At 62.1% G+C, this 24,703-nt stretch carries 25 protein-coding genes; 17 read left to right on the top strand and 8 right to left on the bottom strand.

All coding sequences use genetic code 11. The features are described from left to right. Nucleotides 1-8: 8 nt before the first annotated feature. The 4 genes from AC1D06_RS02190 to AC1D06_RS02175 form a co-directional block, all read right to left on the bottom strand. The gene (locus tag AC1D06_RS02190; RefSeq protein WP_477984633.1) at nt 9-791 is read right to left on the bottom strand and encodes an HvfC/BufC family peptide modification chaperone; all 783 of its coding nucleotides are present in this window, start codon (nt 789-791) and stop codon (nt 9-11) included. Next, nucleotides 781-1,806, bottom strand: a complete 1,026-nt coding sequence (bufB, locus tag AC1D06_RS02185; RefSeq protein ID WP_477984631.1) for an MNIO family bufferin maturase — start codon at nt 1,804-1,806, stop codon at nt 781-783. The genes AC1D06_RS02190 and bufB overlap by 11 nt, the downstream gene beginning before the upstream one ends. A 41-nt stretch (nt 1,807-1,847) precedes the next feature. Next, a complete protein-coding gene (locus AC1D06_RS02180; protein WP_477984629.1) occupies nt 1,848-2,117 on the bottom strand; it encodes a BufA1 family periplasmic bufferin-type metallophore in 270 nt (89 codons plus the stop codon). A 401-nt stretch (nt 2,118-2,518) separates the two neighbouring features. Then, the gene (locus AC1D06_RS02175; RefSeq protein ID WP_477984626.1) at nt 2,519-3,709 is read right to left on the bottom strand and encodes a calcium-binding protein; all 1,191 of its coding nucleotides are present in this window, start codon (nt 3,707-3,709) and stop codon (nt 2,519-2,521) included. Between the two features lie 231 nt (nt 3,710-3,940). Between AC1D06_RS02175 and AC1D06_RS02170 the strand changes: the two genes are divergently transcribed. Then, the gene (locus AC1D06_RS02170; protein ID WP_477984624.1) at nt 3,941-4,237 is read left to right on the top strand and encodes an alkylphosphonate utilization protein; all 297 of its coding nucleotides are present in this window, start codon (nt 3,941-3,943) and stop codon (nt 4,235-4,237) included. A gap of 134 nt (nt 4,238-4,371) precedes the next feature. Here AC1D06_RS02170 and AC1D06_RS02165 read toward each other — a convergent pair whose 3' ends face one another. Together AC1D06_RS02165 and AC1D06_RS02160 are read right to left on the bottom strand one after the other, a co-directional pair. Next, complete coding sequence (locus AC1D06_RS02165; RefSeq protein WP_477984622.1) at nt 4,372-5,445, bottom strand: patatin-like phospholipase family protein; 1,074 nt, start codon at nt 5,443-5,445, stop codon at nt 4,372-4,374. Between the two features lie 30 nt (nt 5,446-5,475). Beyond that, nucleotides 5,476-6,306, bottom strand: coding sequence for a 3-hydroxybutyrate dehydrogenase (locus AC1D06_RS02160; RefSeq protein WP_477984620.1), 831 nt, complete (start codon nt 6,304-6,306; stop codon nt 5,476-5,478). A gap of 183 nt (nt 6,307-6,489) precedes the next feature. Between AC1D06_RS02160 and AC1D06_RS02155 the strand changes: the two genes are divergently transcribed. From AC1D06_RS02155 to AC1D06_RS02105, 11 genes are all read left to right on the top strand, one after another. Then, nucleotides 6,490-7,386, top strand: a complete 897-nt coding sequence (locus tag AC1D06_RS02155; protein WP_477878860.1) for a LysR family transcriptional regulator — start codon at nt 6,490-6,492, stop codon at nt 7,384-7,386. A 189-nt stretch (nt 7,387-7,575) separates the two neighbouring features. Beyond that, nucleotides 7,576-8,076: a cupin domain-containing protein gene (locus AC1D06_RS02150; protein WP_477878861.1), complete on the top strand. Its 501-nt coding sequence runs from the start codon at nt 7,576-7,578 to the stop codon at nt 8,074-8,076. A gap of 89 nt (nt 8,077-8,165) precedes the next feature. Next, entirely contained in the window at nt 8,166-9,371 is a 1,206-nt protein-coding gene (locus tag AC1D06_RS02145; RefSeq protein ID WP_477878862.1) for an MFS transporter, read from the top strand. 72 nt (nt 9,372-9,443) lie between these two features. Further along, on the top strand, nt 9,444-9,923 hold the full coding sequence (locus tag AC1D06_RS02140) for a DUF302 domain-containing protein (protein WP_477878863.1): 480 nt from the start codon (nt 9,444-9,446) through the stop codon (nt 9,921-9,923). A 378-nt stretch (nt 9,924-10,301) separates the two neighbouring features. Continuing rightward, nucleotides 10,302-11,111, top strand: coding sequence for a class I SAM-dependent methyltransferase (locus AC1D06_RS02135; protein WP_477984618.1), 810 nt, complete (start codon nt 10,302-10,304; stop codon nt 11,109-11,111). A gap of 313 nt (nt 11,112-11,424) precedes the next feature. Continuing rightward, nucleotides 11,425-12,366: a 3-oxoacyl-ACP synthase III family protein gene (locus AC1D06_RS02130; protein ID WP_477984616.1), complete on the top strand. Its 942-nt coding sequence runs from the start codon at nt 11,425-11,427 to the stop codon at nt 12,364-12,366. 2 nt (nt 12,367-12,368) lie between these two features. Continuing rightward, nucleotides 12,369-13,355, top strand: coding sequence for an NAD-dependent epimerase/dehydratase family protein (locus AC1D06_RS02125; protein WP_477984614.1), 987 nt, complete (start codon nt 12,369-12,371; stop codon nt 13,353-13,355). After that, nucleotides 13,349-14,173 (top strand): MBL fold metallo-hydrolase, encoded by an 825-nt coding sequence (locus tag AC1D06_RS02120; RefSeq protein ID WP_477984612.1) that lies wholly within the window; start codon nt 13,349-13,351, stop codon nt 14,171-14,173. Before AC1D06_RS02125 ends, AC1D06_RS02120 begins: the two co-directional genes overlap by 7 nt. Next, complete coding sequence (locus tag AC1D06_RS02115; RefSeq protein WP_477984610.1) at nt 14,170-15,441, top strand: CoF synthetase; 1,272 nt, start codon at nt 14,170-14,172, stop codon at nt 15,439-15,441. Before AC1D06_RS02120 ends, AC1D06_RS02115 begins: the two co-directional genes overlap by 4 nt. Further along, on the top strand, nt 15,438-16,574 hold the full coding sequence (locus AC1D06_RS02110; protein ID WP_477984608.1) for a GNAT family N-acetyltransferase: 1,137 nt from the start codon (nt 15,438-15,440) through the stop codon (nt 16,572-16,574). The genes AC1D06_RS02115 and AC1D06_RS02110 overlap by 4 nt, the downstream gene beginning before the upstream one ends. Continuing rightward, on the top strand, nt 16,571-17,560 hold the full coding sequence (locus tag AC1D06_RS02105; protein ID WP_477984606.1) for a Rieske 2Fe-2S domain-containing protein: 990 nt from the start codon (nt 16,571-16,573) through the stop codon (nt 17,558-17,560). The genes AC1D06_RS02110 and AC1D06_RS02105 overlap by 4 nt, the downstream gene beginning before the upstream one ends. Here AC1D06_RS02105 and AC1D06_RS02100 read toward each other — a convergent pair. Further along, the gene (locus AC1D06_RS02100; protein WP_477984604.1) at nt 17,545-18,714 is read right to left on the bottom strand and encodes an ATP-grasp domain-containing protein; all 1,170 of its coding nucleotides are present in this window, start codon (nt 18,712-18,714) and stop codon (nt 17,545-17,547) included. The genes AC1D06_RS02105 and AC1D06_RS02100 overlap by 16 nt on opposite strands. 28 nt (nt 18,715-18,742) lie before the next feature. After that, on the bottom strand, nt 18,743-19,114 hold the full coding sequence (locus AC1D06_RS02095; RefSeq protein ID WP_477984603.1) for a DUF4260 domain-containing protein: 372 nt from the start codon (nt 19,112-19,114) through the stop codon (nt 18,743-18,745). 239 nt (nt 19,115-19,353) lie between these two features. Here AC1D06_RS02095 and AC1D06_RS02090 point away from each other — a divergent pair, with 239 nt between their 5' ends. The 5 genes from AC1D06_RS02090 to AC1D06_RS02070 are packed head-to-tail and all read left to right on the top strand — an operon-like array spanning nt 19,354 to nt 24,700. Next, nucleotides 19,354-21,054, top strand: coding sequence for an ABC transporter substrate-binding protein (locus AC1D06_RS02090; protein WP_477984601.1), 1,701 nt, complete (start codon nt 19,354-19,356; stop codon nt 21,052-21,054). Nucleotides 21,055-21,076: 22 nt separating this feature from the next. Continuing rightward, entirely contained in the window at nt 21,077-22,060 is a 984-nt protein-coding gene (locus AC1D06_RS02085) for an ABC transporter permease (protein ID WP_477984599.1), read from the top strand. Next, nucleotides 22,057-22,959 carry an ABC transporter permease gene (locus tag AC1D06_RS02080; RefSeq protein ID WP_477984597.1) on the top strand — a complete coding sequence of 301 codons (903 nt, stop codon included), beginning with the start codon at nt 22,057-22,059 and terminating at the stop codon, nt 22,957-22,959. The genes AC1D06_RS02085 and AC1D06_RS02080 overlap by 4 nt, the downstream gene beginning before the upstream one ends. After that, entirely contained in the window at nt 22,956-23,771 is an 816-nt protein-coding gene (locus AC1D06_RS02075; RefSeq protein WP_477984595.1) for an ABC transporter ATP-binding protein, read from the top strand. The genes AC1D06_RS02080 and AC1D06_RS02075 overlap by 4 nt, the downstream gene beginning before the upstream one ends. Beyond that, nucleotides 23,768-24,700, top strand: a complete 933-nt coding sequence (locus tag AC1D06_RS02070; RefSeq protein WP_477984593.1) for an ABC transporter ATP-binding protein — start codon at nt 23,768-23,770, stop codon at nt 24,698-24,700. Before AC1D06_RS02075 ends, AC1D06_RS02070 begins: the two co-directional genes overlap by 4 nt. Nucleotides 24,701-24,703 lie beyond the last annotated feature (3 nt).

Raw genomic sequence — 24,703 nt, 5'->3', positions numbered from 1 at the left:
CGTCCTGTTCAATTGGTTGTTGGCTTGGTGTGGCGAACCCGCACGACGAGGCCGTCGGCAAACAGCCCGGCGAAGCCGCTGGCGAGGTCGAAATCGGGGGCACGGGCGAGCACGCTGCGAACGGCGCTCTCCAGATTGGACCGCGTTCTGAGCGCATGCAGGAAGGCGAGATGCGGCGCATCGAGAAGGAGGAAACGCACGGTATCGCGGCTGCGCCAGAGGGCGATCCGCTCCGGCCGGCGGCGAAGCCTGGCGAGCGCCTCGATATTTCCGCCCGCCTGATGCGCCGACCAGATCTCCAGAGCCGGCCAGCGGCAGACGATGAGGCGCAGCGACGGCTGCAGGAAGAGTTCCGGCACGGTTTCGTCTTCGCCGTCGTCGAGTTGCGAAAGGCTGCAGGCCGGCAGGACCGGCGCGTCGAGTGCCTCGGCGATCATCCATTCCAGCCGCGCTGTCTCGGCAATGAAGGGCATGGAACGCAGGTCTTCGAAGCCGGCGAGGAAGTCGGCGAAATTGCCGCCGTAGCGGACGAGCCGGGCTTCCTGGGGTGGATTGCAGCGGATGAAAATGCTGGCGGCATAGCGGAAATAGCTCTCGCCCATCAGCTGGGCCGCGACCGGAAAGACGGCGAGCAGGGTCGCCGTCAGCGACGCGAACGTGTTGTTCCGATAGATGTTGAAGCGGCGTAGCGGGTCGAACGCGCCCTTTGCCAGCATCGGTGCGAGATCATCGACATCGTGGTAGAGGATCGCCCGCGAGATGCGCGATTGCAGGTCGGGATTAGCGAGCATGGCTTATCCTCCTTGTGCTGGCGTGATTGGCGAAGACCGATGGCGTGATCGTCGCCAGCGCCGCGAGCGCCGGCATCGGCCCCCTGACGTTTTCCGGCGTCATCGGCAGCACCATGCCGTCGAACCGGCCGGCGCGCGCCGCAGGGGTCGCCGACAATGCGCGGCTCTCGAAGGCGATGGACTGCGCCAGCATATCGGCCCACATGGCCTCGCCGAGCAGGACGTCGAGTTCCGGCACATCGGTATCCCATTCGATGAGCGTCGGACGCGGCCCGATCCGGCGCAGCGCATAGGAATAGAGCGACCATACCGCCGGCGGAACACGGGAGCCGTGGTCGTCGATCAGCACGACGTCGCCATCGACCTCATTGACCGCATGGCCGGCGAGATGGATTTCGCCGATGGCATGCGCCGGCAGAAGATCGATGAAGGCTTTGGCGTCGAAGCCCAGATTGCAGGCCGAGACATAGACATTGTTGACGTCGAGCAACAGGCCGCAGTCGGTGAGGCGCACGAGCTCAGCCAGGAATTCCGCCTCGCTCATCGTCGAATTCTCGAAGGCGACATAGGCCGACAGGTTTTCGATGAAGACACGCCGCTGCAGCACATCCTGCAGCCGGCTGACATTGGCCGCGACCACGACCAGCGCCTGCTGGTCATAGCGCAACGGCAGCAGATCGTTGAGATAGGCGCCGTCGGCAACGCTCCAGGCGAGGTGCTCGGAGACCAGGCTCGGCTGGAAGCGCAGGCAGAGCTTGCGCATACGCTCCAGGTGCTGCCGGTCGAGACCGGTAGCACTACCGAGCGACAGGCCGACGCCGTGAATGGAGAGCGGATAGGTCTCCCGCAGCCGTTCCAGCGCATCGACGGCGGCCGAGCCGCCCATGTAGTTTTCCGCATGGACTTCGAGCCATCCCGCCGTTGGGCGCCGGGACAGCATCTCGCCAATATGCTGGGAGCGGAGACCGATGCCCGCGGCGTTCGGCACCGGATTGCTCGGAAATATCTTGGACATCGGTTGCTCCTTCAGGTGTGCGGTTGGGGGCTTGGGAGAGATCAGGCCTTGGGTTCGAGGCTGCCGCCATTGATCTTGGAGCAGGTGCCGGCCGGCACGTAGATCCAGGAATCCTTGGCATTGTCGGCCGTCGCGGTGCCGGCGCAGGAATGGCTGGCCGTCTGGCAGTCGTTCAGGCCTGCCTTGACGATGCCGAAGCATTTTTCGAACGAGAAATCCGGCTTCGGAGCGGGGCCGGCGAAGGCGCTAGCGGCAGCCATGGTGGTGGCGGCGGCAATGGCAGAGCCGATGAGGAGGCGGGTGGCATTCATGGGAAATCTCCTGGTGTTTGTAATGTCAAACCGCCATCGGCTTGACTGGCACCACTTTCCCAAAACCCGGCCTTCAACTGAAATGCTGTCTCTGCATGGTTTCGATACGCAGTTTCTATGTAACGTCGCCGGGCTGCTCTGCGTAAAAAGCCCCCGCTAGAGGGCGGGGGCTGCAGTTGGGCAGCTACGATTGGCGGGTACGGGGATCGTGCGGATGCCCGGAGGTAAAAGTTCCTGTTGCGAGTGGTTTCAGAGCCAAGGGGCGGCTCTCCCGCATGCGTCGGCCTGCCGCGTCCGCCTCCGATGCTCCACGCTCCGGCAGGACCGAACTTGGGTAAGCCACAGTGGAACGACCGGAGGAAGCAGCAAATCGGTCAACGGCAAGGCATGAGCAAACCGTGTCAGGCCCCGAAGACAAAGTCGCCGGCGTCAAGGTCTGCTTTAGCCACATCCATCAGCGTCAGCGAATCCTGGCCTGCGGTGATGATGGCATCGCCGTTCTTGAATGCGATGTGATGCTGCATCAAATCGTCGAAGTCTGATATAGCCTTCCAGCCGGAAATATTCGCACTGTCCAGCCCATTCTCGAAATCGGTGATGGTGTCATGGCCATCGCCGGTGGAGAAATGGAAGATATCGGCGTCGCCGCCGCCAATCAGGATATCGTTTCCTTTGTAACCATAAAGCTGGTCCAGTCCGGCGAGCCCCTTGATCAGGTTATCCCCCGAATTGCCGTGCAGCACGTCTTCCAGATTGGTGCCGGTGGCATTGATGCTTTTGCTGCCGAGCAGGAAAAGATCCTCGACATTGGCCGAAAGCCGATAACTCACCGTCGACCGGACGGTATCATGAATCCCCTGATCCGCCACTTCGATGAGTTTGACCTTGGCGCTGTCGGTGATCAGCGTATCGTTGCCCATGCCCCCGCGTACACCGCTGTCATCGTTGATGATGACTCCGCCGCGGTTGTCGAAACGGCCTGATCCTGTTCCCGATCCAAGGACGATGGTGCCGGTAATGGTGCCATCATTGATCACTGTCAGATCACCTTGATTGCCGAGGACGGCATCCTGTGTCCCGGCGATCGTACCGTGATTGACAAGGCGTGCATGCGTGTCGATGCCGCCGGTAAATGCGACACCGATCGCATTGCCGATCAGGGTCGCCCCTTCAGCATTGATGACGCTGGAATTGCCGGTAACGAAAACGGCGTCATCGGCCTTGACCGAGTTCCGGTTTGTGAATGTCACATGGTCGCAGTCTCCACTGCCGACGCCCAGCTGGGTCCCAACGATCCTGCCGTCATTGACGATGGAGATATTGTCGCCGACGAAACCAATCCCATAATTGCCGGTCACCTTGGCGGTCGATCCGAGCGTGATCACGGTGTCGTCGGCTGCGCAGGCGACGCCGGCCTTATCGCCGTGCGCCTGACCATCGATCAGGACGCTGTTGCCAACATGCTGGTTGCTGATGAAAATGCCGAGGCCATCGGTATCGACCGAAAAGTCTTTTGTGAAAGTGCACTCGTCGCCAGACGTCTTGATCTCATAGGTGCTGGTAAAATCCGATTTGATCGTGTGCGTTGTCATTCCTGTTTCCTTGATCGGGCCGGCGCAGGGATTCGCGCCGGGCGTCGATAGGAGAATGACCGGTGACAGCGTTGACCAAAAATGCCGTGTGCTTTTGGATTTGATAATCCGCAGTATGGGTGATCAGAGGCGAACCCATCCGATACCCGTTGCCCAACGCTCCCGGCTACGATAACCAGCACAATCGCCGGCGTCCGCCGGTTCACGCATCACGCAGTGACTGGAGAGACCATGCCGGGCGACGATGATGATTATATCTATGACGAAGCCACCGGCAAATGGCGCCCAGCATCGGAGATGGCGGCGGCCGGCAAGCCGGTCGCGCGCGACGCATCCGGCAATGTGTTGGCGGATGGAGATTCCGTCACGCTGATCAAGGACCTGAAGGTCAAGGGCGCAAACCAGACGATCAAGCAGGGCACGGTGATCCGCTCTATCCGCCTGACCGACGATCCCGAGGAAATCGACTGCAGGCACGAGTCGATCAAGGGCCTGGTGCTTCGGACGGAATTTGTACGCAAACGCTGATGCATGTTGCGCATGAACCCCATCGCCACATGAATCGCTGCAGTCTTCTTCAGGTGTTGCCGTCGAAGGCGCTGTAAGCGGCAGGCCTCCAGGGCAAAGGTAGCTAGCCTGGTATTGCCTCCCCAAAAACCACGTCAGAGATACCGCTCGCGAATATCCACCGTCGATCGCTTGCCGATGTCCTGGTAGTTGGCGATGAGCCAGAGATCGGCGCATTCGCGGCCGCGGTCTCTCAGATCGACGAGCGCGCCCCAATCAGCATTGAGCTTGCTCGAGACGGAGAGCGCCCGCATCGTGTCGTCATCGGAAATGCCGTGGACGAAGATCCGCTTGAGATGCGCGGGCGGCGCCTCGGCACTGTCGATGAGATCGGTGACGAAGGCCACCGCACGCATTTCCCGCAAGAGCGACGAATTGAAGCTGATCTCATTGATGCGGTTGAGGATTTCTCCCGCCGTCCGCGGCACTTCGGCACGTTCGATCGGATTGATGTGGACGACCAGCACATCCGGCGTGTCGCAGCCATAGATCAGCGGGAAAATCGCCGGATTGCCCATATAGCCACCGTCCCAATAGGCCTCGCCGTCGATCTCGACCGCCTGGAACAGCAATGGCAGGCAGGCTGACGCCATGATGGCGTCTATCGACAATTCGTCATTGTCGAAGACCTTGACCTTGCCGGTCCGGACATTGGTGGCGCAGATGTTGAGCTTGATCGGACAGCGCGCCATGCGCACCGCGTCAAGATCGACGCATTGCTCCAGCACTTGCCTGAGCGGGTTGAAGTTGAGCGGGTTGAACTGATAGGGCGACATCAGCCGTGTGACCATGTCGAACATGATGAAAGCCGGCGACAGTTCCAGCGCTCGGGAGCCGGTAAAGCGATCGAAGATCGTCGGCTGCAGCGGTCCGGAGGCGGCGGCATGGCTGACGCGCCGCCAGAAATTGGCAAGTGCCGTCTGCGCGCCGCTGCGCCCGCCCTCGGCCAGGCCATAGGCCATGACGGCTGCGTTCATCGCACCGGCGCTGGTCGCTACCACGCCTTCGAAGGACAGGTTGGGCTCGTCGAGCAGCCGGTCCAGCACGCCCCAGGTGAAGGCGCCATGGGCGCCGCCTCCCTGAAGCGCGAGGTTGATTGCTCTTGGCTCGCGTTTGCTGATCGAAATTTCGGGCTTCATCCTGGGCTCGGCTTTCACATGGGTGTTCATGATGACCTCCCTGTCATCTGCCTTGGTTGATCAATGGGCGGTCCAGCCGCCGTCGACGGGAATTGCCGTGCCGGTGATCGACGCGGCGAGACCACCGCAAAGAAACACGGTCAGTGCTCCCATCTCTTCGACGGTGGCGAAGCGTTTGGTCGGCTGGTCCTTGAGGAAGACGTCGCGGATCACCGCGTCGCGCGCGATATTGTGCGACTTCGCCTGGTCGTCGATCTGCTGTTCGACCAGCGGCGTCCAGACATAGCCCGGGCAGATGGCATTGGCGGTGACGCCGAACTCCGCACCTTCGAGCGCAATCGTCTTGGTGAAGCCGACAAGGCCGTGTTTCGCCGCCACATAAGCCGACTTGAACGACGAGGCGATCAGCCCGTGGGCCGAGGCAACGTTGACGATCCGGCCATAGCGCCGGGCGCACATGCCATCGAATGTCGCCTGTACGAGGTGGAAGGCCGCGGACAGATTGATCGCCAGGATCGCATCCCATTTCTCCGGCGGAAATTTGCCGACCGGCGAGACATGCTGGATGCCGGCATTGTTGACGACGATATCGACCTGGCCGAACCGCGCCGTCGCCCGCTCGACCATCATGTGGATGGCATCGGGCTTCGACATGTCGGCGGCGTCATAGGCGACGTCAACATCGTTGTCGTCTGCCAGGCTGGCACGCAATGTCTCGATCCCGGCGGGGTCGCCAAAGCCGTTCAGCATCACGGCGGCACCGGCTCTGGCAAGCGAATGCGCAATGCCGAGGCCAATGCCGCTGGTCGAGCCGGTGACGATGGCGCTGCGGCCTTCCAAAGGCTTGCGGCCGGCAAGAGTATCAAGTTCGGGATCAAGGCTGTTCAGCATGGGCGCTCTCCACTGCAATCGACAACGCCATCCGGCGTCCTGCAATCACTGTGGATCACCCTGTTTCACTTTAGAAATGCCAGTCTGGTATGGAATTGATAAATCCATGGCATTGGATGAGAATGCCGTCGGCGGGGAAACTGGCGGCATCGAAAATAGAATTCATTCCCGGGAGGGGTGGCAGTGGATATACATCATATCCGGTATTTTCTGGCCGTGTGTGAAACGCGCAATTTCACGCGCGCGGCCGAAAAGTGCAATGTGACGCAGCCGGCCTTGAGCCGCGCCATACAGCAACTCGAAGATGAGGTTGGCGGCCTGCTCTTCCGCCGCGAGCGGAACCTCACGCACGTCACCGATCTCGGCAACCTGCTCAGGCCACGTTTCCAGCAGGTGCAGGATGAATTGCTGGGCGTGCGCACCGAGGCATCGCGCTTTCTCTGTCTCAACGAGGCGCATCTCAAGGTCGGCATCATGTGTACGATCGGGCCGCGGCGGTTCACCGGATTGCTGACCGATTTCAACATGCGCCACAAGGGCATCCAGTTGCAACTGGTCGAAGGCGTGCCTCCAAAACTGTCAGAACTCCTCGAGACCGGCGAAATCGACGTGGCTCTGATGTCGACGGCAACGACCTTTCCGGAACGTTTCGACGTGACGGGCCTTTTCCGCGAACGGTTCATGCTGGCTTTTCCCGCCGGCCACCGGCTCGGCGAATATGATGCCATCCCGATCGCCGCCATCGATGGCGAAGTTTATCTCCGCCGCGTCAATTGCGAATATTGGGACTACCTCTCCGACCTCTGCGATGCGCAGGGCGTCAAGACGCTCGATTCCTACTCCAGCGAACGAGAGGATTGGATCCAGAATCTGGTTGCCGGCGGCCTTGGCATCTGCTTCATCCCCGAATACAGCGCCGTCATTCCGGGCCTTCAGGTCCGGCCGGTTGCAGAACCCGAGGTCACCCGCGAGGTCTGCCTGGTAACGGTCGCCGGCCGCCGCTTCTCGCCGGCGGTCTCAGCCTTCGTCAGCGCCGTGAAATCCTACGGCTGGGCCGGACCTTCAAGCCGTCCATACTGAGCATATGACATCGTCTTGACATAACAACCCGGCTCTCTGCCGGGCTTTTGGCATTTGCCCCGCATTCGGCGATAGCGCTCGGCTATCGAAACCAAAGTTATCCGGCATTTCTCTTTCGGCCGAGCATCGACCACTCTCCTCGCATGCCCGGCATCGATCTTGCCGGGCTCCAACCAGGAGAACCCGTCCATGAACTTCACACTGACAACCAATCGCATCTCGTTGGCGGCACTGGCCGTCACCGCGCTGACATTCGGCGCCAGCCTACCCGCCACGTCCGCCTTCGCCGGCGATTGCCCGGCCGATCAGGTCGCCGAAAACGGCATGAAGCCCGGTCCGATGATGCCGAAGGGCGTCACCGACACCATCATCCAGAGCATCGACCTCTCGCCCAAGGGCGACGCCTGGAAGGGCAGCATGCTCAGGATGCGCAAGCTGGTCGTGCAGCCGGGCGGCATCGTTCCCTGGCATTCGCATGAGATGCGCCCGGCCAATATCCTGGTCATTTCAGGCTCGATCACCGAATACCGCAGCACCTGCAAAGTGCCGATCCTGCACAAGAAGGGCGATGTCACCGCTGAATTCGGCCATCTCTCGCATTGGTGGAAGAACAACGGCAAGGTGCCGGCCGTGCTCTACTCCTCTGACATCCTGACCCCGGAAATGCATGCCGACGACGCGGCCATGTGACGGGCTCCGCGAAGCTCGAGCAGTCTTTGATCCCCGCCTGGCGTTTCCGGCACCCTGCCGGAAACGCGGCGTGCAACGGAGAACCGGATATGACCGATATCGAACAGAATCTCGATGCGCCCATGCGAACGGGAAAGACGGCCGTGGCTGACAGCTGGCGCTTTGGCCTGATCGCGCTGATTGCCTTCCTGACCCTTGTCGATCTGTTCGCCGCGCAGGCGGTACTGCCGTCGCTGGTGCAAAAGTTCGGGGTCAGCCGCGCCACAATGGGCTTTGCCGTCAATGCCAGCACATTCGGCATGGCTGTCGCCGGCCTGCTCGTCGCCTTCTTCGGCAGCAATCTCGATCGGCGCAACGGCATCTGGATCAGCCTGGCTATCCTCTCCGTTCCGACCACGCTCCTCGCATTCACCGACAACATCGCCGTCTTCGCGATGCTGAGGGTGTTGCAGGGACTTTGCATGTCGACCGCCTTTACCCTGACGGCCGCCTACCTGTCCGAGACCTTTTCGGCCAAGCAAGCCACGGGCGCACTGGCCGCCTATGTCACCGGCAACGTCGCCAGCAATCTCTTCGGCCGCATCCTGTCGGCCGCCGTCGCCGGTTTCGGCGGCCTGTCGGTGAACTTCCTGATGTTTGCCGCACTCAATCTTCTCGGCGCCGCACTCGTCTGGTTCACGCTCAGGAGCGCTACGAAAATGATGCGGGTGAATGACCGCGGTAGCCTGACCATGAGCATCTGGCGCGTGCATCTCGCCGACCCCGACCTGCGCCGCGTCTTTGCCATCGGCTTCCTGATCCTGTTCGTGTTCATCGGAACCTACACCTATGTGAATTTTCGCCTGGTCACGCTCGGCGTAGCGCCGATGGCACTCGGCCTCGTCTATCTCGTCTTCCTGCCGTCCATCCTAACCACGCCCTTCGCCGGCAGGCTTGCAGCCCGCATCGGCTCGACAGCGGGGATCGTGCTGACGCTGGCGATGGCGGTGATCGGGCTGCTCGCACTCATCAGCACCAGCCTGCCGGTCATCCTCGGCGGATTGGCGCTGGTGGCAGTCGGCACCTTCCTGGCGCAGGCCATGGCGACCGGCATTGTCGGCCGGCGCGCGATGAGCGACAGGGCCGGCGCCAGTGGCATCTACCTCGCTTCTTATTATAGCGGAGGCCTCATCGGCAGCCTGGTCCTGGGACAGGTCTATGACCGCCTCGGCTGGAATGCCTGTGTCTTCGTCCTGGTCGCCGCACTCGGCACCGCGATGCTGCTCGGCCGCTCGCTGGGCGCTGCCAGCCGCTAACCGCCGATACGTCACGATGCAAGCTGCGACACATCTTCCATGCAGCCCCACCCCAACCAAGGAGACAATGACATGCAAGGACTGATCAAAATGTGCGTCACAGCCATGCTGCTGACGGGAACCATCGCCATGACGCCGATCGCACCGGCCCAGGCCGGCACCAGCGACGGCGTCGTCATCCTCGACAGCCACTATTCCGTCGATGAGACGGTGCGCAAGATCAAGGCCAACGTCACGGCAAAGGGCATCAGGCTGTTCGACGATATCGACCAGGCCGCACTCGGCAATGCCGCCGGCAACAAAGTGCTGCCGTCGCGGCTGATTCTGTTCGGCAATCCTGCCCTCGGCACGACATTCATCACCGCCAACCCGACCGCCGGCCTCGACTGGCCTGTCCGGGTTCTCGTCTATCAGGCCAAGGATGGCGCGGTTCACGTCGCCTATACCGATTTCAGCTGGATCGCCCGCCGCCACGGCATCACCAACCGCGTGAAGGAGTTCAACATGGCGACCGACGTGATCCAAGCGGTCACCGCTCCCGTGACCCGGTGACCGCCAAACGGCGCTTCGGCTCTACATCGATGGGCGCGCTAAACGTGCCCACGCCTACGGCATCGAGTAGACGCTGATCTCGCTGCTGATGCCGCGCAATGCGGCACTGCGCTGCATCGGCGGCGATCCTGCTCAAAGGCCTTGGTATTGAGGCTATTTGATAGGCGGCGACACCAGTCTTGTTGAACCCAATCAATTCAATGCCCGATGATCTATTTCGAAACCGGCTGCTCGATCCGAAGATTTGCAAAACTGCATAGTGTAAAAATGCTGGGGATAATCTTGCTGGCACTTGAGGACAAGAGTATGTTCGCATTGGGATAGTGCAGCAGTGCGAAGGCAGCAGGATGTGCCTGCGGAAATCCATTGGGGGCAAACATGGCCCTGCCCAGCTATGCAATGAATCAAGCAAGCTTCCCGGAGATGTACGAGCAGTGGCTCGTAGGTCCTCTTTTCCAGCCGTGGGCGAACCTGACCCTCGATGAACTTCATCTGTCTCCAGGCGATCGTATTCTCGACATCGCCTGCGGAACAGGAATCGTGGCACGCCTTGCCAGGAAGCGGCTCGGGAGAGCCAACCATATCGTCGGCATCGATGTAAGTTCGGATATGCTCGCAGTCGCCCGTGCCGCGGCACCGGACATTGACTGGCGCGAGGGAAATGTCAGTGCCCTGCCCCTCCACGACGGCGAGCAGTTCGATGTCGTCACCTGCCAGCAGGGCTTGCAGTTCTTTCCCGACAAAACTGCGGCGGCAGCGCAGATGCGGCGGGCGCTGACGGATGGCGGGAGGTTGGGGGTAAGCACCTGGTGCTCTGACGATGATATCCCCTTCTTTCGCAAACTGCGCGAGGTCGCGGAGCGTCGCCTGGGTCCGGTCGCCGATCTGCGGCACAGCTTTGGCAACGCGGCGTCACTTGAGGAGCTGCTCCGGTTCGCCGGCTTCCACGACGTCCGATCGCGGGTGATGTCACGCACCATGAATTTCGAGGACGGCGCGCCCCTGCTACGATTGAACACGATGGCGCTGGTCGGGATGAGCGCCCGTGGCAAGGCAATGGGCGATCAGGAGCGCAAGCGCATCGTCGAAGACATCGTGAGCGAAAGTGGACCCGTGCTGCAATCCTTTGCTGAGGGATCGGGAATAGCGTTCGAGCTCAGCACCAATTTTGCGACTGCCAGAGCCTGACATGCCTCAGCAAGTCAACGATCACAGTGGATAGCGCCGACGGTGTGGCTATCGGCCACGAATGAGGCGATGGACAGATGCATTGCCTTCGAAGCCCTGAACGGCGCCTCGCACTCAACAAGGCCGGCTTGCTCGTCGGCAGAGAGAATGGCGTCGTCTGCAATGAACGAAATCCTGGTTCTCCGGCGGGGCTTGCTCAATCACGATCACAAGTTAATCATAGGCGGAGTATATCCATCGCCGCGGAACCGGAGACACGACGATTATTCCTGTACGGATAGCTGGCACAGGCCATGCGCTGCCTGAGACCCTGGTGCTGTCGACGGAACTCGACCGCCGGCTTGGCCTCGAGCCGGGCTATCTGGAAAAAGCGACGGGCGTGCGGAGCCGCCATATCTGCGGGCAAGAAGGCCAGATCGGACTCGCAGTCGCCGCATCACGGCGCGCGATGGAAGAGGCTGAGCTCGGCGCCGGCGACATTGATCTGGTGCTCGGGGCTTGCGGCATTCCCTATCAGACTCTGCCGACGACCGCCCCGCTGGTCATGCGTGAGCTCGGCATTGCCGATGGTTCCGCGGCGGCCCATGATGTCAATTCCACCTGTCTCAGTTTCCTGACGGCGTTCGAGCTCGCCGCGACCAAGATCGCCGCCGGCCTTTGTCGGGCGGCACTGGTGTTTTCCTCCGAGATCGCCTCACGGGCGCTGCCATGGCAGGAGCAGCCGGATATTGCTGCACTGTTCGGCGATGGCGCAGCAGCAGCCGTGCTGGTCGCCTCGCCGGACGGCCGGTCCGGCATCCGCGCCAGCCGCCTTGAGAGCTATCCCACGGCTTATGACGCCTGCGAGATCGGCGCCGGCGGCACACGTTTCGATTTTCATCGCCAGCCGGAGGATTTTGCCCGCCACGCCGTGTTTCGCATGGATGGCAAGGAGCTGTTTCGCATCACGCACCGGCATTTCCCACCCTTCGTCGAGAAAGTCCTCGCCGCTGCCGGATGGTCGCGCAGCGATGTCGATCTCGTCGTGCCGCACCAAGCGAGCCCGCTGGCTCTCGGACACATGGTGCAGCATACCGGCATGGAGGAGAGCCGCGTGGTCAGCATTGCGGCGCGGCTCGGAAACCAGATCGCCGCCTCCATTCCCACGGCGCTCGATATCGCCCGGCGCGACGGCCGGATCAGGCCCGGCATGCGCCTGCTGTTGCTGGGGACCTCGGCCGGCGTTTCGTTCGGCGGCATGGCGATCGAGGTCTGATCGTGGCGCGTGTGCTTGTCACCGGGGCGACGGGATATCTGGGTGGTGCGCTCATGCATCATCTCATGCAGCGTGGCTTCGACACGGTGGCAACGGGCCGTGACGGCGAACGCTGCCGCCAACTGTCGAATGCCGGCTTCGCAACCGTCTGCCTCGACCTTTCCCGCCGCCCGGATCCTGCGCAGGTGCGGCAGATCGGCGGCGTGGATGCGGTGGTGCATTGCGCCGCACTCTCAGCGCCCTTCGGGCGGCTCACTGCCTTCCGCGCCGCCAATGTCGACGGCACGAAGAATGCGCTCGATCTGGCGGAAACGCTTCGCGCGCGCCGCTTCGTCAACATTTCCTCTCCAACGGTCTATTTCGAGCTGCGCGACAAGACCGGGGTCACCGAGACCGAGCCGCTGCCGCCGCCCATCAACGCCTATGCCAGGACAAAAGCGGAAGCCGAGCGGCTGGTTCTTGCCCGGCGCGAACTCGGGCCGGTCAATCTGCGCCCGCGCGGCATCTATGGCGCCGGCGAGAAGACGCTGTTGCCGCGTCTCGTCGCTGCGGCCAGTCGGAGATCTCTTCCCCTGCTGCGTGGCGGCGTGGCCGCCATCGATCTCACCCATGTCAGCGATGTGGTGGCGGCAATAGAAGCCGCGCTCGTTCCCGAGCCGGCGCTGGAGGGCGAGACCTTCAATATTTCCGGCGGCGAGGTGATCGCGGTGAAGGAGATCGTCGAGCGTATCTGCGCCGCCCTCTCCATGCCGGTGCGCTGGCGGAAAGTGCCGTTCTGGCCAGCGCTCATGGCTACCCGGCTGATGGAAGTTGCTAGCCTTGCCCTCCCCTTCTCCCGGGAGCCGCTGGTGACGCCCTATACGCTCGGGCTTTTCGCCTTCCGCCAAAGCCTCGATATCGCCAAAGCCCGGAAAATGCTGCACTGGCAACCGGCGATTTCATTCGCCAAAGGCCTGGAAAAGACACTCGGCGGGGGCGACGCGTGGTGAACCCGGTCTTTGCCAACAGCGCCATCGTCGACACACCGGAATGGCTGGTCCTGAAGGGCGGCCGCCGGCAGAAGATCCGGCTCAAAGTCCGCTACGGCATTTTCCGCCATCCCGATGCCGGGCTGATGCTGATCGACACGGGCTATGGCCCGCGCGTCAGGCACGAACCGCGCAGCATGGCTCTCAGGATCTATAGCAGCCTGCTAGGCGCCGAATTGCTGGACCGGGGGCAGCCGAAAGCCGCGCTCGGCCGCCTTGGCGCTCGACCGGAAGACGTCCGCGCCATTGTCATTACCCATTTCCATGCCGACCATGTCGCATGTCTCGATCTCTTTCCGCAGGCGAAAATTTTCGTCAGGCGGGGCGTCTTCGACCGCATCCAGGCCGGCGGAGGATGGCGGAACCTCGGCCACGGCATATTTCCCGAACTGCTGCCAGCCGATCTTTCCGCGCGAATCATCGATGTCGATACATTTCCCCGGCAAGAGGCGCCACTGGGTCTCGGCGTGGGTTATGATCTCCTGGGCGATGGCAGCATGCTCGCCGTGGATCTCCCCGGTCATGCGGAGGGGCATTTCGGCATCTGCTTCGCCAATTTGCCGGTTCCGCTTCTTTACGCGGTGGATGTGCAATGGCTGCTGGACGCCCTTCCGGTATCTCGAACGCCTGGGTTTCCGTCGAGCCTGATCGCCGACAACCGACATGATCTGGCCGAGAGCACCCGCCGCGTTCAAGCGTTCCGGGACAGGGGTGGCGACGTGCTGTTGTGCCACGATCCGGCCGACAGTCCCCATGATCTCCTGGAGACGCCTGCATGACGGGTCGCATCGAGATCGCCGCAGCCTTTGTCGACACGCTTTGGAACGGACGCCCCGGGCGGAGCCGTGCCGATTTCGAGCGCTGGCAGAAACGCCACCTGCAACAGTGGCTGGAGCACGACCTGCCCGCCGTCGATTTCTACCGCGATGCGCCGCGGAGGATCGAGGACTTGCCGGTGATCGACAAGGCCGTGGTGATGACGAATTTCCACGCTTTCAATCAGGGCCGGATCACGGCCGAACAAGGCTGGCGCGCTTTTGAGACCACCGGAAGGCTCGACACTGTCGATATCGGTGCAAGCACCGGAACCAGCGGCAACCGGGCGCTCTATGCGATCACCGCCGCCGAACGGCATCGCTGGCTGGGCACGATCCTTGCCAAGACCGTGCCGCGTTGCCTCATCCAGCCGGAACGCGTGGCCGTCATCCTGCCGCAGAATTCCGCCCTCTATGACACCGCCGGCCGGACGCGCCGGCTGCAGGTGCGCTTCTTCGACCTCCGCCAGGGGATCGAGGCCTGGAGCGACGCGCTGGCGGCGTTCACGCCCACCACGGTTGTAGCCCCGCCCAGAGTGTTGCGTCGTCTGGCAGAGAGTGCCGTGCCTATCGCGCCGCGGCGGCTGTATGCCGGGGCGGAGACGCTGGACCCAGTCGATCGCCAAGTGATCGAAGCACATTTCCGCCTGATGCTCGGCCAGATCTATATGGCGACCGAGGGCCTGTTCGCCGTCTCCTGCGCGCATAGCCGCCTGCATCTGGCCGAGGACGCCAATGTCTTCGAATTCGAACCAGTGGGTGATGGGCTGGTGGCCCCGCTGGTGACCGGCTTCCGCCGGAAATTCCAGATCATGGCGCGTTATCGCATGAACGATCTCTTGCGGCTGGCGGAGGCACCTTGCTCCTGCGGCTCGCCGCTCAGGGTCGTGGACGAGGTTGTCGGGCGGATGGACGATGTCTTTGTCTTTGACCAGCCGAATGGCGCCCCGGTGCTCGTCACCCCCGATGTGATGCGCAATGCGGTGCTGGATGCGGCGCGCGACATCATGGATTTCCGCATCCTGCGGGAAAGCCCGACAAAAATTGCTCTGGTTCTCGAGCCGAACCTGCCGGTTGCAAGCGCCGAGGCCGCGCGGGCGGCGCTCGCCGCACTCTTCAAGCGACGCGGCCTCTCTCCCGCCATGGAGGTCCGCCGCGAGACGATGGGCTTCGAGCCGGGCCGCAAGCTGAGGCGGGTCGAATGCCGGCTGCGGGACGAGGCCCGGCCATGACGCAGCCCCTTCCGCCATTGGGCCAGATCGGTCAGGTGCTGAACGCACCGGAAACGGTTGCGCGCTTCGTCACGCTGTTCAACGACTTTCCCGTTCCTGACCTGGTCGCCAATCTCGTGACCGAGATCAGCTCGATCGAGGTCGGAGGACGACATTTTCCGCTTTCGGTAAACAGCCGCACGGATGCGCCGAACTGCTATATCTGCCGCCCCAGCAGCGCCTATATCGACTATGCGATCGACGAAACTCGCAATTTCACCGCCGCGCCGCTGTTGCGGCGGGCCGTTCGGGCACTGATCCGCGCCTGTGCGCCGCTGCTGTCGCTAAGCGGGCTCGACCATCAGGTCCAGGTCAACAACTGGCTGCTTTCCACCAATCCCGTGCCCGACTTGGACGCGTCGACGGCGCGCGCAATCATCGACAGGCTCCGCCATCACTATCCCGATCGGGCAATCGTGTTGCGTTCGCTCAACAGCAGGGCCGACGGCCGGTCGATTGAGAGCCTCAAAGCAGCAGGGTTTCGCATGCTGGCGGCGCGCCGGATCTATATCTTCTCGGGCCTCGACGCCTGCATACGTAGGACCGGCGACATGAAGAGCGACCAGGCGCTGATCCGCCGGACGCACTATCGTTTCGCCCCGGGCGATAGTTTCACCGAAACAGATTATGAGCGTTCGGCCGCACTCTACAAAATGCTCTATCTCGACAAATATACCCCGCTCAACCCGCAATACTCCGCCGCCTATATCCGCGAAATGCATAAACGGAACCTGATCGAGCTGATCGGCTACCGCGATGCGGATGGCCGCCTCGCCGCCGTCTCCGGCTTCTTCGAAAACGGGTTGACATTGACCCAGCCGCTGGTCGGCTATGACACCAGCCTGCCCATCCGCGATGGTCTCTATCGGCTGGTCATGGCCGAGGGGCAGCGGATCGCCATGGAACGCAGGCTGTTCTTCAACATGAGCGCCGGCGCAGGCCAGTTCAAGCGCCTGCGCGGCGCCGAACCGGTGATCGAATATAGCGCCGTCTATATCGATCACCTGCTCCGGCGGCAACGGCTGGCGGTGCGGCTGATGGAGAGCCTGTTGACCCGTATCGGCATTCCCCTTCTGGAGGCATTTGATCTATGACCGACCTGGCCGAAAGCTGGCATGCCGTCGCCTTTGCATCGGATATAGCGCGCAAGCCGAAGCGGATTCTGTTCTTCGGCCAGCCGATCGTGCTGTTTCGCGCCGGCGCACAGGTCGCCGCGCTGCATGACCGCTGCCCGCACCGGTTGGTCGAATTGTCGAAGGGCAAGGTGGTCGACGGCGAGATCGAGTGTCCCTATCACGGCTGGCGCTTCAATGCCGCCGGAACCTGCACAGCCATTCCAGGCCTGACCGATGCAGTGCCGAGCTATCACGTGCCGAGGCTGAAAACGTTCGAGAAAGATGGCGTGTTGTTCGTCTCGAAGGGCGAGCCGGACCACGCACCCTATCTGCATTGCGCCGAAGGGCAAAACATCTTGATCCGGCTGGTGCGCAGCAGCACCGAGACGAAACTGGTCGATGCCGCTGAAAACATTCTCGACGCCACCCACACGCATTTCACCCACAAGGGCCTGCTACGCGGGCTCTCAAGCAAGCGCCAGCGCGTCCGCGTTGACATGACAGGCGGTCCCGGCTGGGTTGAGGCGTCCTATACTGGCGAAGAGCGACAGCATGGTTTGATCAGCCGTCTTCTGGAGGGCGAACGCGTCAAGACCATTGGCCGCTTCCGCTATCCCGGCATTGCCGAGCTCGAATATTGGGGTTCGGGCGGCTTGGTTCTGGCCACGACCTTCCACCTGCGGCAGGCGACCGACAGTCATGTCGAGGGCATCGGCTGCCTGATCGGTCCACGCAATAGCGTTTTCGACCATCTCAAATCCTATGCCTTCCGGCCGCTGTTCTGGGTCGCGCTGCAACAGGACCGGCGCGTGCTGAAATCGGCGAGCGACAATGCGGCGCTGTCGCCATCGGCAAGGCCTGTCGTCGGCCCGCTCGATTTCCTGCGCCGGGATATCGAGGCAATCATGGCCGGCGCCCTCCCCTCCGCCGCCGAGGCGCCGCGCACCGCCTATATCGAGCTCTGATCCGGACCATCCCATTCGATGTCGCGGGTGGATGCCTGTTGCAAGGTGATCCGGTGGCGAAGAGCGAGTGCCGTGATTTCCGCCAGTGCTCGCCATTGCGCATGCCTGGGCGCCGTATCGCCTGGCCAATCCAGCAATTCGTCCGCGGCCTTCAGATCTCCTCGGAAACGGCCGAGAGCGCCGGTACGAATGGCGGCCGGAAGGCCATAGGCCCACATGGCGAGCCGCACGGTCTGCGGCCGTGTTACATCCCGCTCGACTGCGTCCCCATCCGTCAACGCCGCCACAAAACGTGCGGGGTCGTGGAAGAAATGCAATCCGCTCGTCGCACGCGGATTGCATTCAAGCGGCAGGACCGATCCATCCGGCAGGCGCATCAGATCGAAGGAGATCTGCCCTGACCATCCCGTTCCGGAAACGAAGCCGCTGATAAAATCGATTGCTCGTGCATCAACGACCGGCTCGAAGCAGATGCCGGCACCCGCGCCCGCCCGCCAGAGCGAGCGATAAAGCGACGCCGCGACCAGCTTGCCGCCGCGGGCCACGGCATAGGCGCTGATCTCCTCGCCGGCGAGAAAATCCTGCGCCACCCACGGCATCCGCCGGCTGGGCGAAATGTCCTTTAATTTCTCCGGCGCCGGCCGGATCAGCACATGGCTGGCAAAACGCGACCAGACCGGCTTGAACACCAGCCGCGACGCATTCGCCCCGACCGCGCGAAGATCGTCCCGGCTTTCGAGCAAGATCGTGTGCGGCGCGTCGAGACCCAGCTTCAGGCACAGCCGGTTGAACGCATATTTGTTGTGGACCTCGGTCAGCAAATCCATATTCGGCGCAAAAAGCTGCGGCTGGAGCCCCCGATCCCGCCACACCGCCGCAAGATAGAAAATTTCCTCGCATGTGGGCACAATCAGTGCCGGATTTTCCCGCGCGACCAGCGTCTCGATCGCGTCGCCGTAACGCTCCGGCTCAACGCGCGGCGGCGGCAGGCGAACATAGGAGGTGCAGGCCCGGCTCGCCGCCGACAGCGGGAAAGCCGGCGTATCGGCGAGAATGACACGCCAGCCGGCGCCGTCGAAGAGGCGTGCGAGGTGCAGGGCGACCGGGGCTCTGGCGCCGGTGATGAGGACGGTTCGGGTGCGTGCTCTTTGCATCAATCGACCGGTTTGCGTTTCAGCCTGTTCAACGCTGCTGCCCGATCCGACCGAGATGCGTGACGTTGAAGCTTTCCGGCGACTTCAGGCCATAGCCGAGCAGGCGATCGAATCCGGAATGCGCCAGCCAGAGAGCGCCAAGCGCTGCAACAAGCGGGCTCGGCAGGACGAGGCCAATCGCCAGCAAGGCCGCGCCGAAAGCATAGATATGGACCGCATTGTAGCAAAAGGCGCCCGCTCTCGGTCCAAGTAGATAGCCGAAGAAGCTGAGATCCGGCGCCAGGAAAATGGGAAGCACAGCCCACCATGGCATGACCTCCCGCCAGTGCCAGAACAGCACGGCGCCGATCACAAAGATAATCAGCCCTTCGACACGCTGCCACAGGACGGCTTTAATCATGACCTGCTCCCGATCTGGTGCCTGGGCGAAGGGACTGCAGGGTCCCCGTCCCGTTTCACCGCATGGCGGGAGATTTGCTGAAGATTTCCGCGGTTGCAACAGGCAAGCGCGGCCGGAAATCAAGGAACCTGTGTATCGCAAACTTTTTTCTCTCCCCCGGATTGACCTCCGACGAAAATCATTGTTTGATTAAATCAAATTGATTGACTAAATCAAATCAAACGCAAAGGGGAATGAAAATGACTTTCAAAACAGCAGCTTATGGCAGAATATCGCGTCGTGCCCTGCTTTTGCTCACCACCAGCCTGGCAATCGCGCCTCTGTCTCAGGGCGTGTTCGCCGGCACGGCAAAGGCGGAATCCGTGCTGGCGATGCATATCGAGGAGCAGACGAGCTGGGTGCGGAATTTCAACCCATTCGACCTCGCCGGCCGCCGCCAGAGCACGATGGATTTCATCTACGAGCCGCTGGTGATCTTCAACGCCGACGATGGCGGCAAGCCGATCTGGCGGCTGGCGACCGGTTTCAAGTTCGCCGACGACCTGAAGTCTATCACCTATACCCTGCGCGACGGCATCAAATGGTCCGACGGCAAGCCCTTCTCCTCGGCGGACGTGAAATACACGATCGACCTGATGCTGAAGAACCCGGCGGTCGACATTATCGGCGCCTCCGACACGATCGCATCGGTCGAGGCGCCCTCGCCGACCGAGGTCAAGATCAACCTGAAAGACGTCGATACCCAGTTCCCCGAGTCGATTGCCGATCTCCCGGTGGTGCCGGAACATATCTGGAAGGACATCAAGGACCCGGTGGCGTTCAAGAACGAAAACCCCGTCGGCTCCGGACCGATGACCGAAATCCGCCGCTTCACCCCGCAAGTCTACGAACAGTGCCGAAATCCCAATTACTGGGATGCCAACGACCTGCATATCGATTGCCTGAAGCTGCCGCAGATCTCCGGCAACGACCAGATGCTGGCACTCCTGCCGGAAGGCACGATGGACTGGATCGGTTCCTTCCTGCCGCAGATCGACAAGACCTATGTCGGGCTCGACCCGGCGCATAACGGCTATTGGCAGCCGCCGGCCGAAACCGTTGCTTTCCAGATGAACCTGAAGAGCAAGAATGGTGCCGACGCCAAGGCCTTCAACGACATCAACTTCCGCCACGCCTTCAGCCTGGCCATGGACCGCACTGCGATGGTCGATGTTGCCGGTTTCGGCTATCCGGTCGTCAACCTTCATGCGAGCGGCCTGCCGCCGCGCTTCGAAGCCTGGCGCAACAAGGCAGCCGAAGGCGACAAGGACCAATGGATGGGCTATGACGTCGACAAGGCCAACAAGATCCTCGACGATGCCGGCTATAAGAAGGGCGCGGACGGTTTCCGCACCACGCCGGACGGCCAGGCGATCGCTTTCACCATCATCATTCCGAACGGCTGGACGGACTGGATCGATATGGCCCAGATCGCCACCGAGGGTCTTCGTGCGTCTGGCTTGAATGTTTCCGTCGGCACGCCGGAATATGAACAGTGGCAGAAGCAGCTGGTCGACGGCAGTTTCGATGTCGCCCTGCAATCGCGCCCCGATGGGTCGACGCCGTTCCGCGGTTATTACCAGACCATGTCGTCGACATTTGCCGGACGCGTGCCGACCGCGCCGTCGCGCTATTCCAATCCGAAACTCGACGCCGTGTTCAAGGCGTTCCGCCAGGCGAAGACGGACGAGGAGCGCAAGAAACTTTTCAATGAGATCCAGGTGATCGTCGCCGACGATTTTCCGATGGTGCCGGTCTTCAACGGCCCGACCTGGTATCAGTATTCGAGCAAACGCTTTACCGGCTGGGTCACCAAGGACGATCCGGTAATGAACCCGGAAAACCATGACAACAACCGCATGCGCCTGATACATCTGCTGCGTCTGAAGCCTGTCCAATAAGAACGGCTGAAGGAAGCAGAGGATGCATATTTCCTCCCGGCGCCTCGGCGTCTACGCAGTTGCATTGATCTTTGCCATCGTGGTGAATTTCACGCTTCCCCGGCTGATGCCGGGGACGCCCGTGGACGCGATGATCGCCCAGCTCGGACCGCGGGCGACGCCTGCCGCGATCGAAGCGATCAAGGCCAGGTTCGGTGCCGTTAACGAGCCGATCTACCTGCAGTTCATCGACTATCTCAAGGGTCTGGCGACGCTCGATCTCGGCGTCTCGGTGAAATATTATCCCGAGACGGTCGTCGAGGTTCTGGGACGTTCGACCGTGTGGACGATGTTCCTGGTGATCACGGCGATCCTGTTCTCGCTGCTGGTCGGCGTGACCCTGGGCGCAGTCTCCGCCTGGCGGCGCGGCGGACGGTTCGACAGTTTCGTCTCGCCGTTCTCGGTGGTGATGATCGCCATTCCGCCTGTCATCGTCGCGCTCAGCACACTCTTCCTGTTCGGCGTGTCGCTGCGCTGGTTTCCGGTCGGCTATGCCTATGATCCCAACCTCGATCCGGGTTTCAATTTCACCTTCTTCGGCAGTGTCTTCTACCACGGGATCATGCCGGTGCTGACGCTGTCGCCCTATCTCATCGGCGAGTTCCAGACGACGATGCGTTCGTCGATGATCTCGGTGCTCGGCGAGGATTATGTCACCATGGGCCGGGCCAAGGGCCTCAAGCCTGCGACCGTGATGTTCGGCTATGGCGCGCGCAATGCCATGCTGCCGGTGCTCACCAATCTGGCGCTGATGCTCGGCGCCGTGTTCGGCGGCTCGATCGTCACCGAAATCGTCTTCAACTATCCGGGTCTCGGCCTGACGCTGTTCACCGCAAGCGTCGCGCGCGACTACCCGGTCATCCAGGGACAATTGCTGCTGATGACTTTGGCAACACTCGGCGCCAACCTGCTGGTCGACATCATCTATGGTATTGTCGATCCGCGATTGCGGGAGAGCGGCGCATGAAGGCCCTGTTCAAGCTTCTTGTCCAGCAGAAGAAGGCGCTCGCTGGGCTGATCATCATCTCCATGCTCTGCCTGACGGCCATTGCGGCACCGGTCATCGCGCCCGGCAACCCGAGCGCGCGTGTCGGCCGCTCGCACCAGCCGCCGACCATCGAGCATGTGTTCGGAACCACCAAGATGGGCCGCGACGTCTTTACCCAATTCGTCTGGGGTGCCCGCAGCTCGATTTCAGTCGGGTTTGCCACCGGCGTGGCGATCACGGTGCTCGGCACGATCATCGGGCTGATTGCCGGCTATGTCGGCGGGCGGACCGATGCACTGCTCGATCTCTCCACCAATGCCGTTCTGGTCATCCCCAATATACCGCTGCTCATCCTGCTCGCCTCCTTTGCCGGCACGGTCGGGCCCTATCTGATCATGACGATCATCACCCTGACCTCCTGGCCCTGGGGGGCGCGCATGACGCGCTCACAGACGCTTGCCTTACGTCACCGCGATTTCGTCACCGCAGCCCGCATGATCGGCGAACCCAGTTGGCGAATCATCTTCGTCGAACTGCTGCCAAACCTCTTGCCGCTGATCGGCATCAACCTCGTCGGCAGCATCATCTATGCGATCGTGGCGCAAACGACACTCGAATATCTCGGTTTCGGCGACCCATTGCAGGTGAGCTGGGGCACGATGCTCTACAATGCCCAGAACTCCTCGGCGATCATTCTCGGCGCCTGGTGGGACATCGGCGCGCCGGCGATGGGCATCGCGCTGATCGGGCTTGGGCTGGCGCTCGTCAATTTCACCTTCGACGAGATCGCCAATCCGCAACTGCGCTCCGGCCCGGCATTGAGCCGGTGGCTGCGCCTCAACCGCACGCGCCATCGCAGCCTGGAGGCCGGCCAATGAGTGACGACCTCTTGCAGATCCGCAATCTCGATGTCGACTATCTGCTCGACAAGGGCGAATTCCGCGCGGTGAAGAACGTCTCCTTCAATATCGGCCGCGGCGAGCTCTTCGGCCTGGCCGGTGAATCCGGCTGCGGCAAGAGCACGATCGCCTATGCGATCACCCGGCTCTCCAAGCCGCCGGCTTGGGTCGCCGGCGGCGAGATCATCCTCGACGGCCAGAACCTGTTGAAACTACCCGAGCGGGAGATGCAGAAAATCCGCTGGAAGCGCGTCGGCATGGTGTTCCAAAGCGCCATGAATTCGCTCAATCCGCTGATGCGGGTGGAGGCGCAGTTCCACGACGTGCTCAGCCAGCATACCGGCTGCTCGAAGAGCCAGTCGCGCCAACAGGCGGAAGCCATGTTCAAGCTGGTCGGCATTCCGCAAAGCCGCCTCTCCGACTATCCGCACCAGTTCAGCGGCGGCATGCGGCAGCGCATCGTCATGGCGATCTGCCTGGCGCTCCGGCCCGAACTGATCATCATGGACGAACCTACCACAGCTCTCGATGTGGTCGTGCAGCGTGAAATCCTCGAGCAGGTTCTCGATCTGCAGCGCACTTACGGCTTTTCGGTGCTGTTCATCACCCATGACCTGCATCTGATGGCTCAGCTTTGTCACCGGATCGGAGTCATGTTGAGGGGTGAATTGGTTGAGGTCGGCGATGTCCGGCAGGTCAGCCAGGCGCCTGTGCATGACTATACCCGCAAGCTCTGGAACGCCATTCCGCAACTGCCGGGCCGCAGCCATAGAACGGAGGAGACCGCATGAACGTCAATCCTCACATCTCCCTTGCTTCCGTCGAGCCCGTCATCCAACTCGAAGGTATCGAGCGTCGCTTCGGCCCGATCCAGGCACTGCGCGGCATCACGCTATCGCTCAATCCCGGCCGCGGACTGGCCCTGGTCGGTGAATCCGGCTGCGGCAAGACCACCTGCGCAAGGATCATCGCCCGCATGGACCAGCCGAGCGCCGGCAAACTCAGCTTCCGTGGCCGGGATTTCACCGCGATCGGCGCGGCCGCCGACGAGCGAACCTATCGCCGTAATGTACAGATGGTGTTCCAGGACCCGTTCTCGTCGCTCAATCCGGTCTTCTCGGTCGAACATCACCTGTCGCGGCCGATCGTGCTGCACCGGCATGCGGTGGGAAAGATGGCGATATCAAAGGCGGTGACAGAACTGCTTGATCATGTCGGGCTCGATGCGGATATCACCCGGTCGAAATTCCCGCATGAACTGTCCGGCGGCCAGCGCCAGCGCGTCAACATCGCCCGGGCGCTCGCCGTACAGCCGAGCGTGCTTGTCGCCGACGAGCCGACATCGATGCTCGACGTATCGATCCGCATGGGCGTGCTGGAGCTTCTTTCCCGCATCAAGCGCGAAAAAAACCTGGCGCTGCTCTATATCACCCACGACATCGCCACGGCGGCCCATGTCTCCGAAGAGATCGTGGTGATGTTTTCCGGGCAGATGGTCGAATGGGGCGACACCAATGCGGTGATCGGCAATGCCCGCCATCCCTACACCCAGCTGCTGCTCTCCGCCGTGCCTGACGGCAGCCAGCCCTTCGTCACCGGCGGCAGCGCCCGGTTCTTGGAACAGGCGGAGCGGATTCGCAAACTGAGCGGCCCAACCTCGCCCGTGGTCGAACAGATCGGCGCAAACCATTTCGTCCGCTCCGTCGCGGCACCCAATTGAAGG

The sequence above is a fragment of the Rhizobium sp. P2_G2 genome (genome assembly GCF_056403555.1).
Note: the sequence above shows the minus strand (reverse complement) of the source record. Positions and strands in the feature narration are given on the sequence as shown.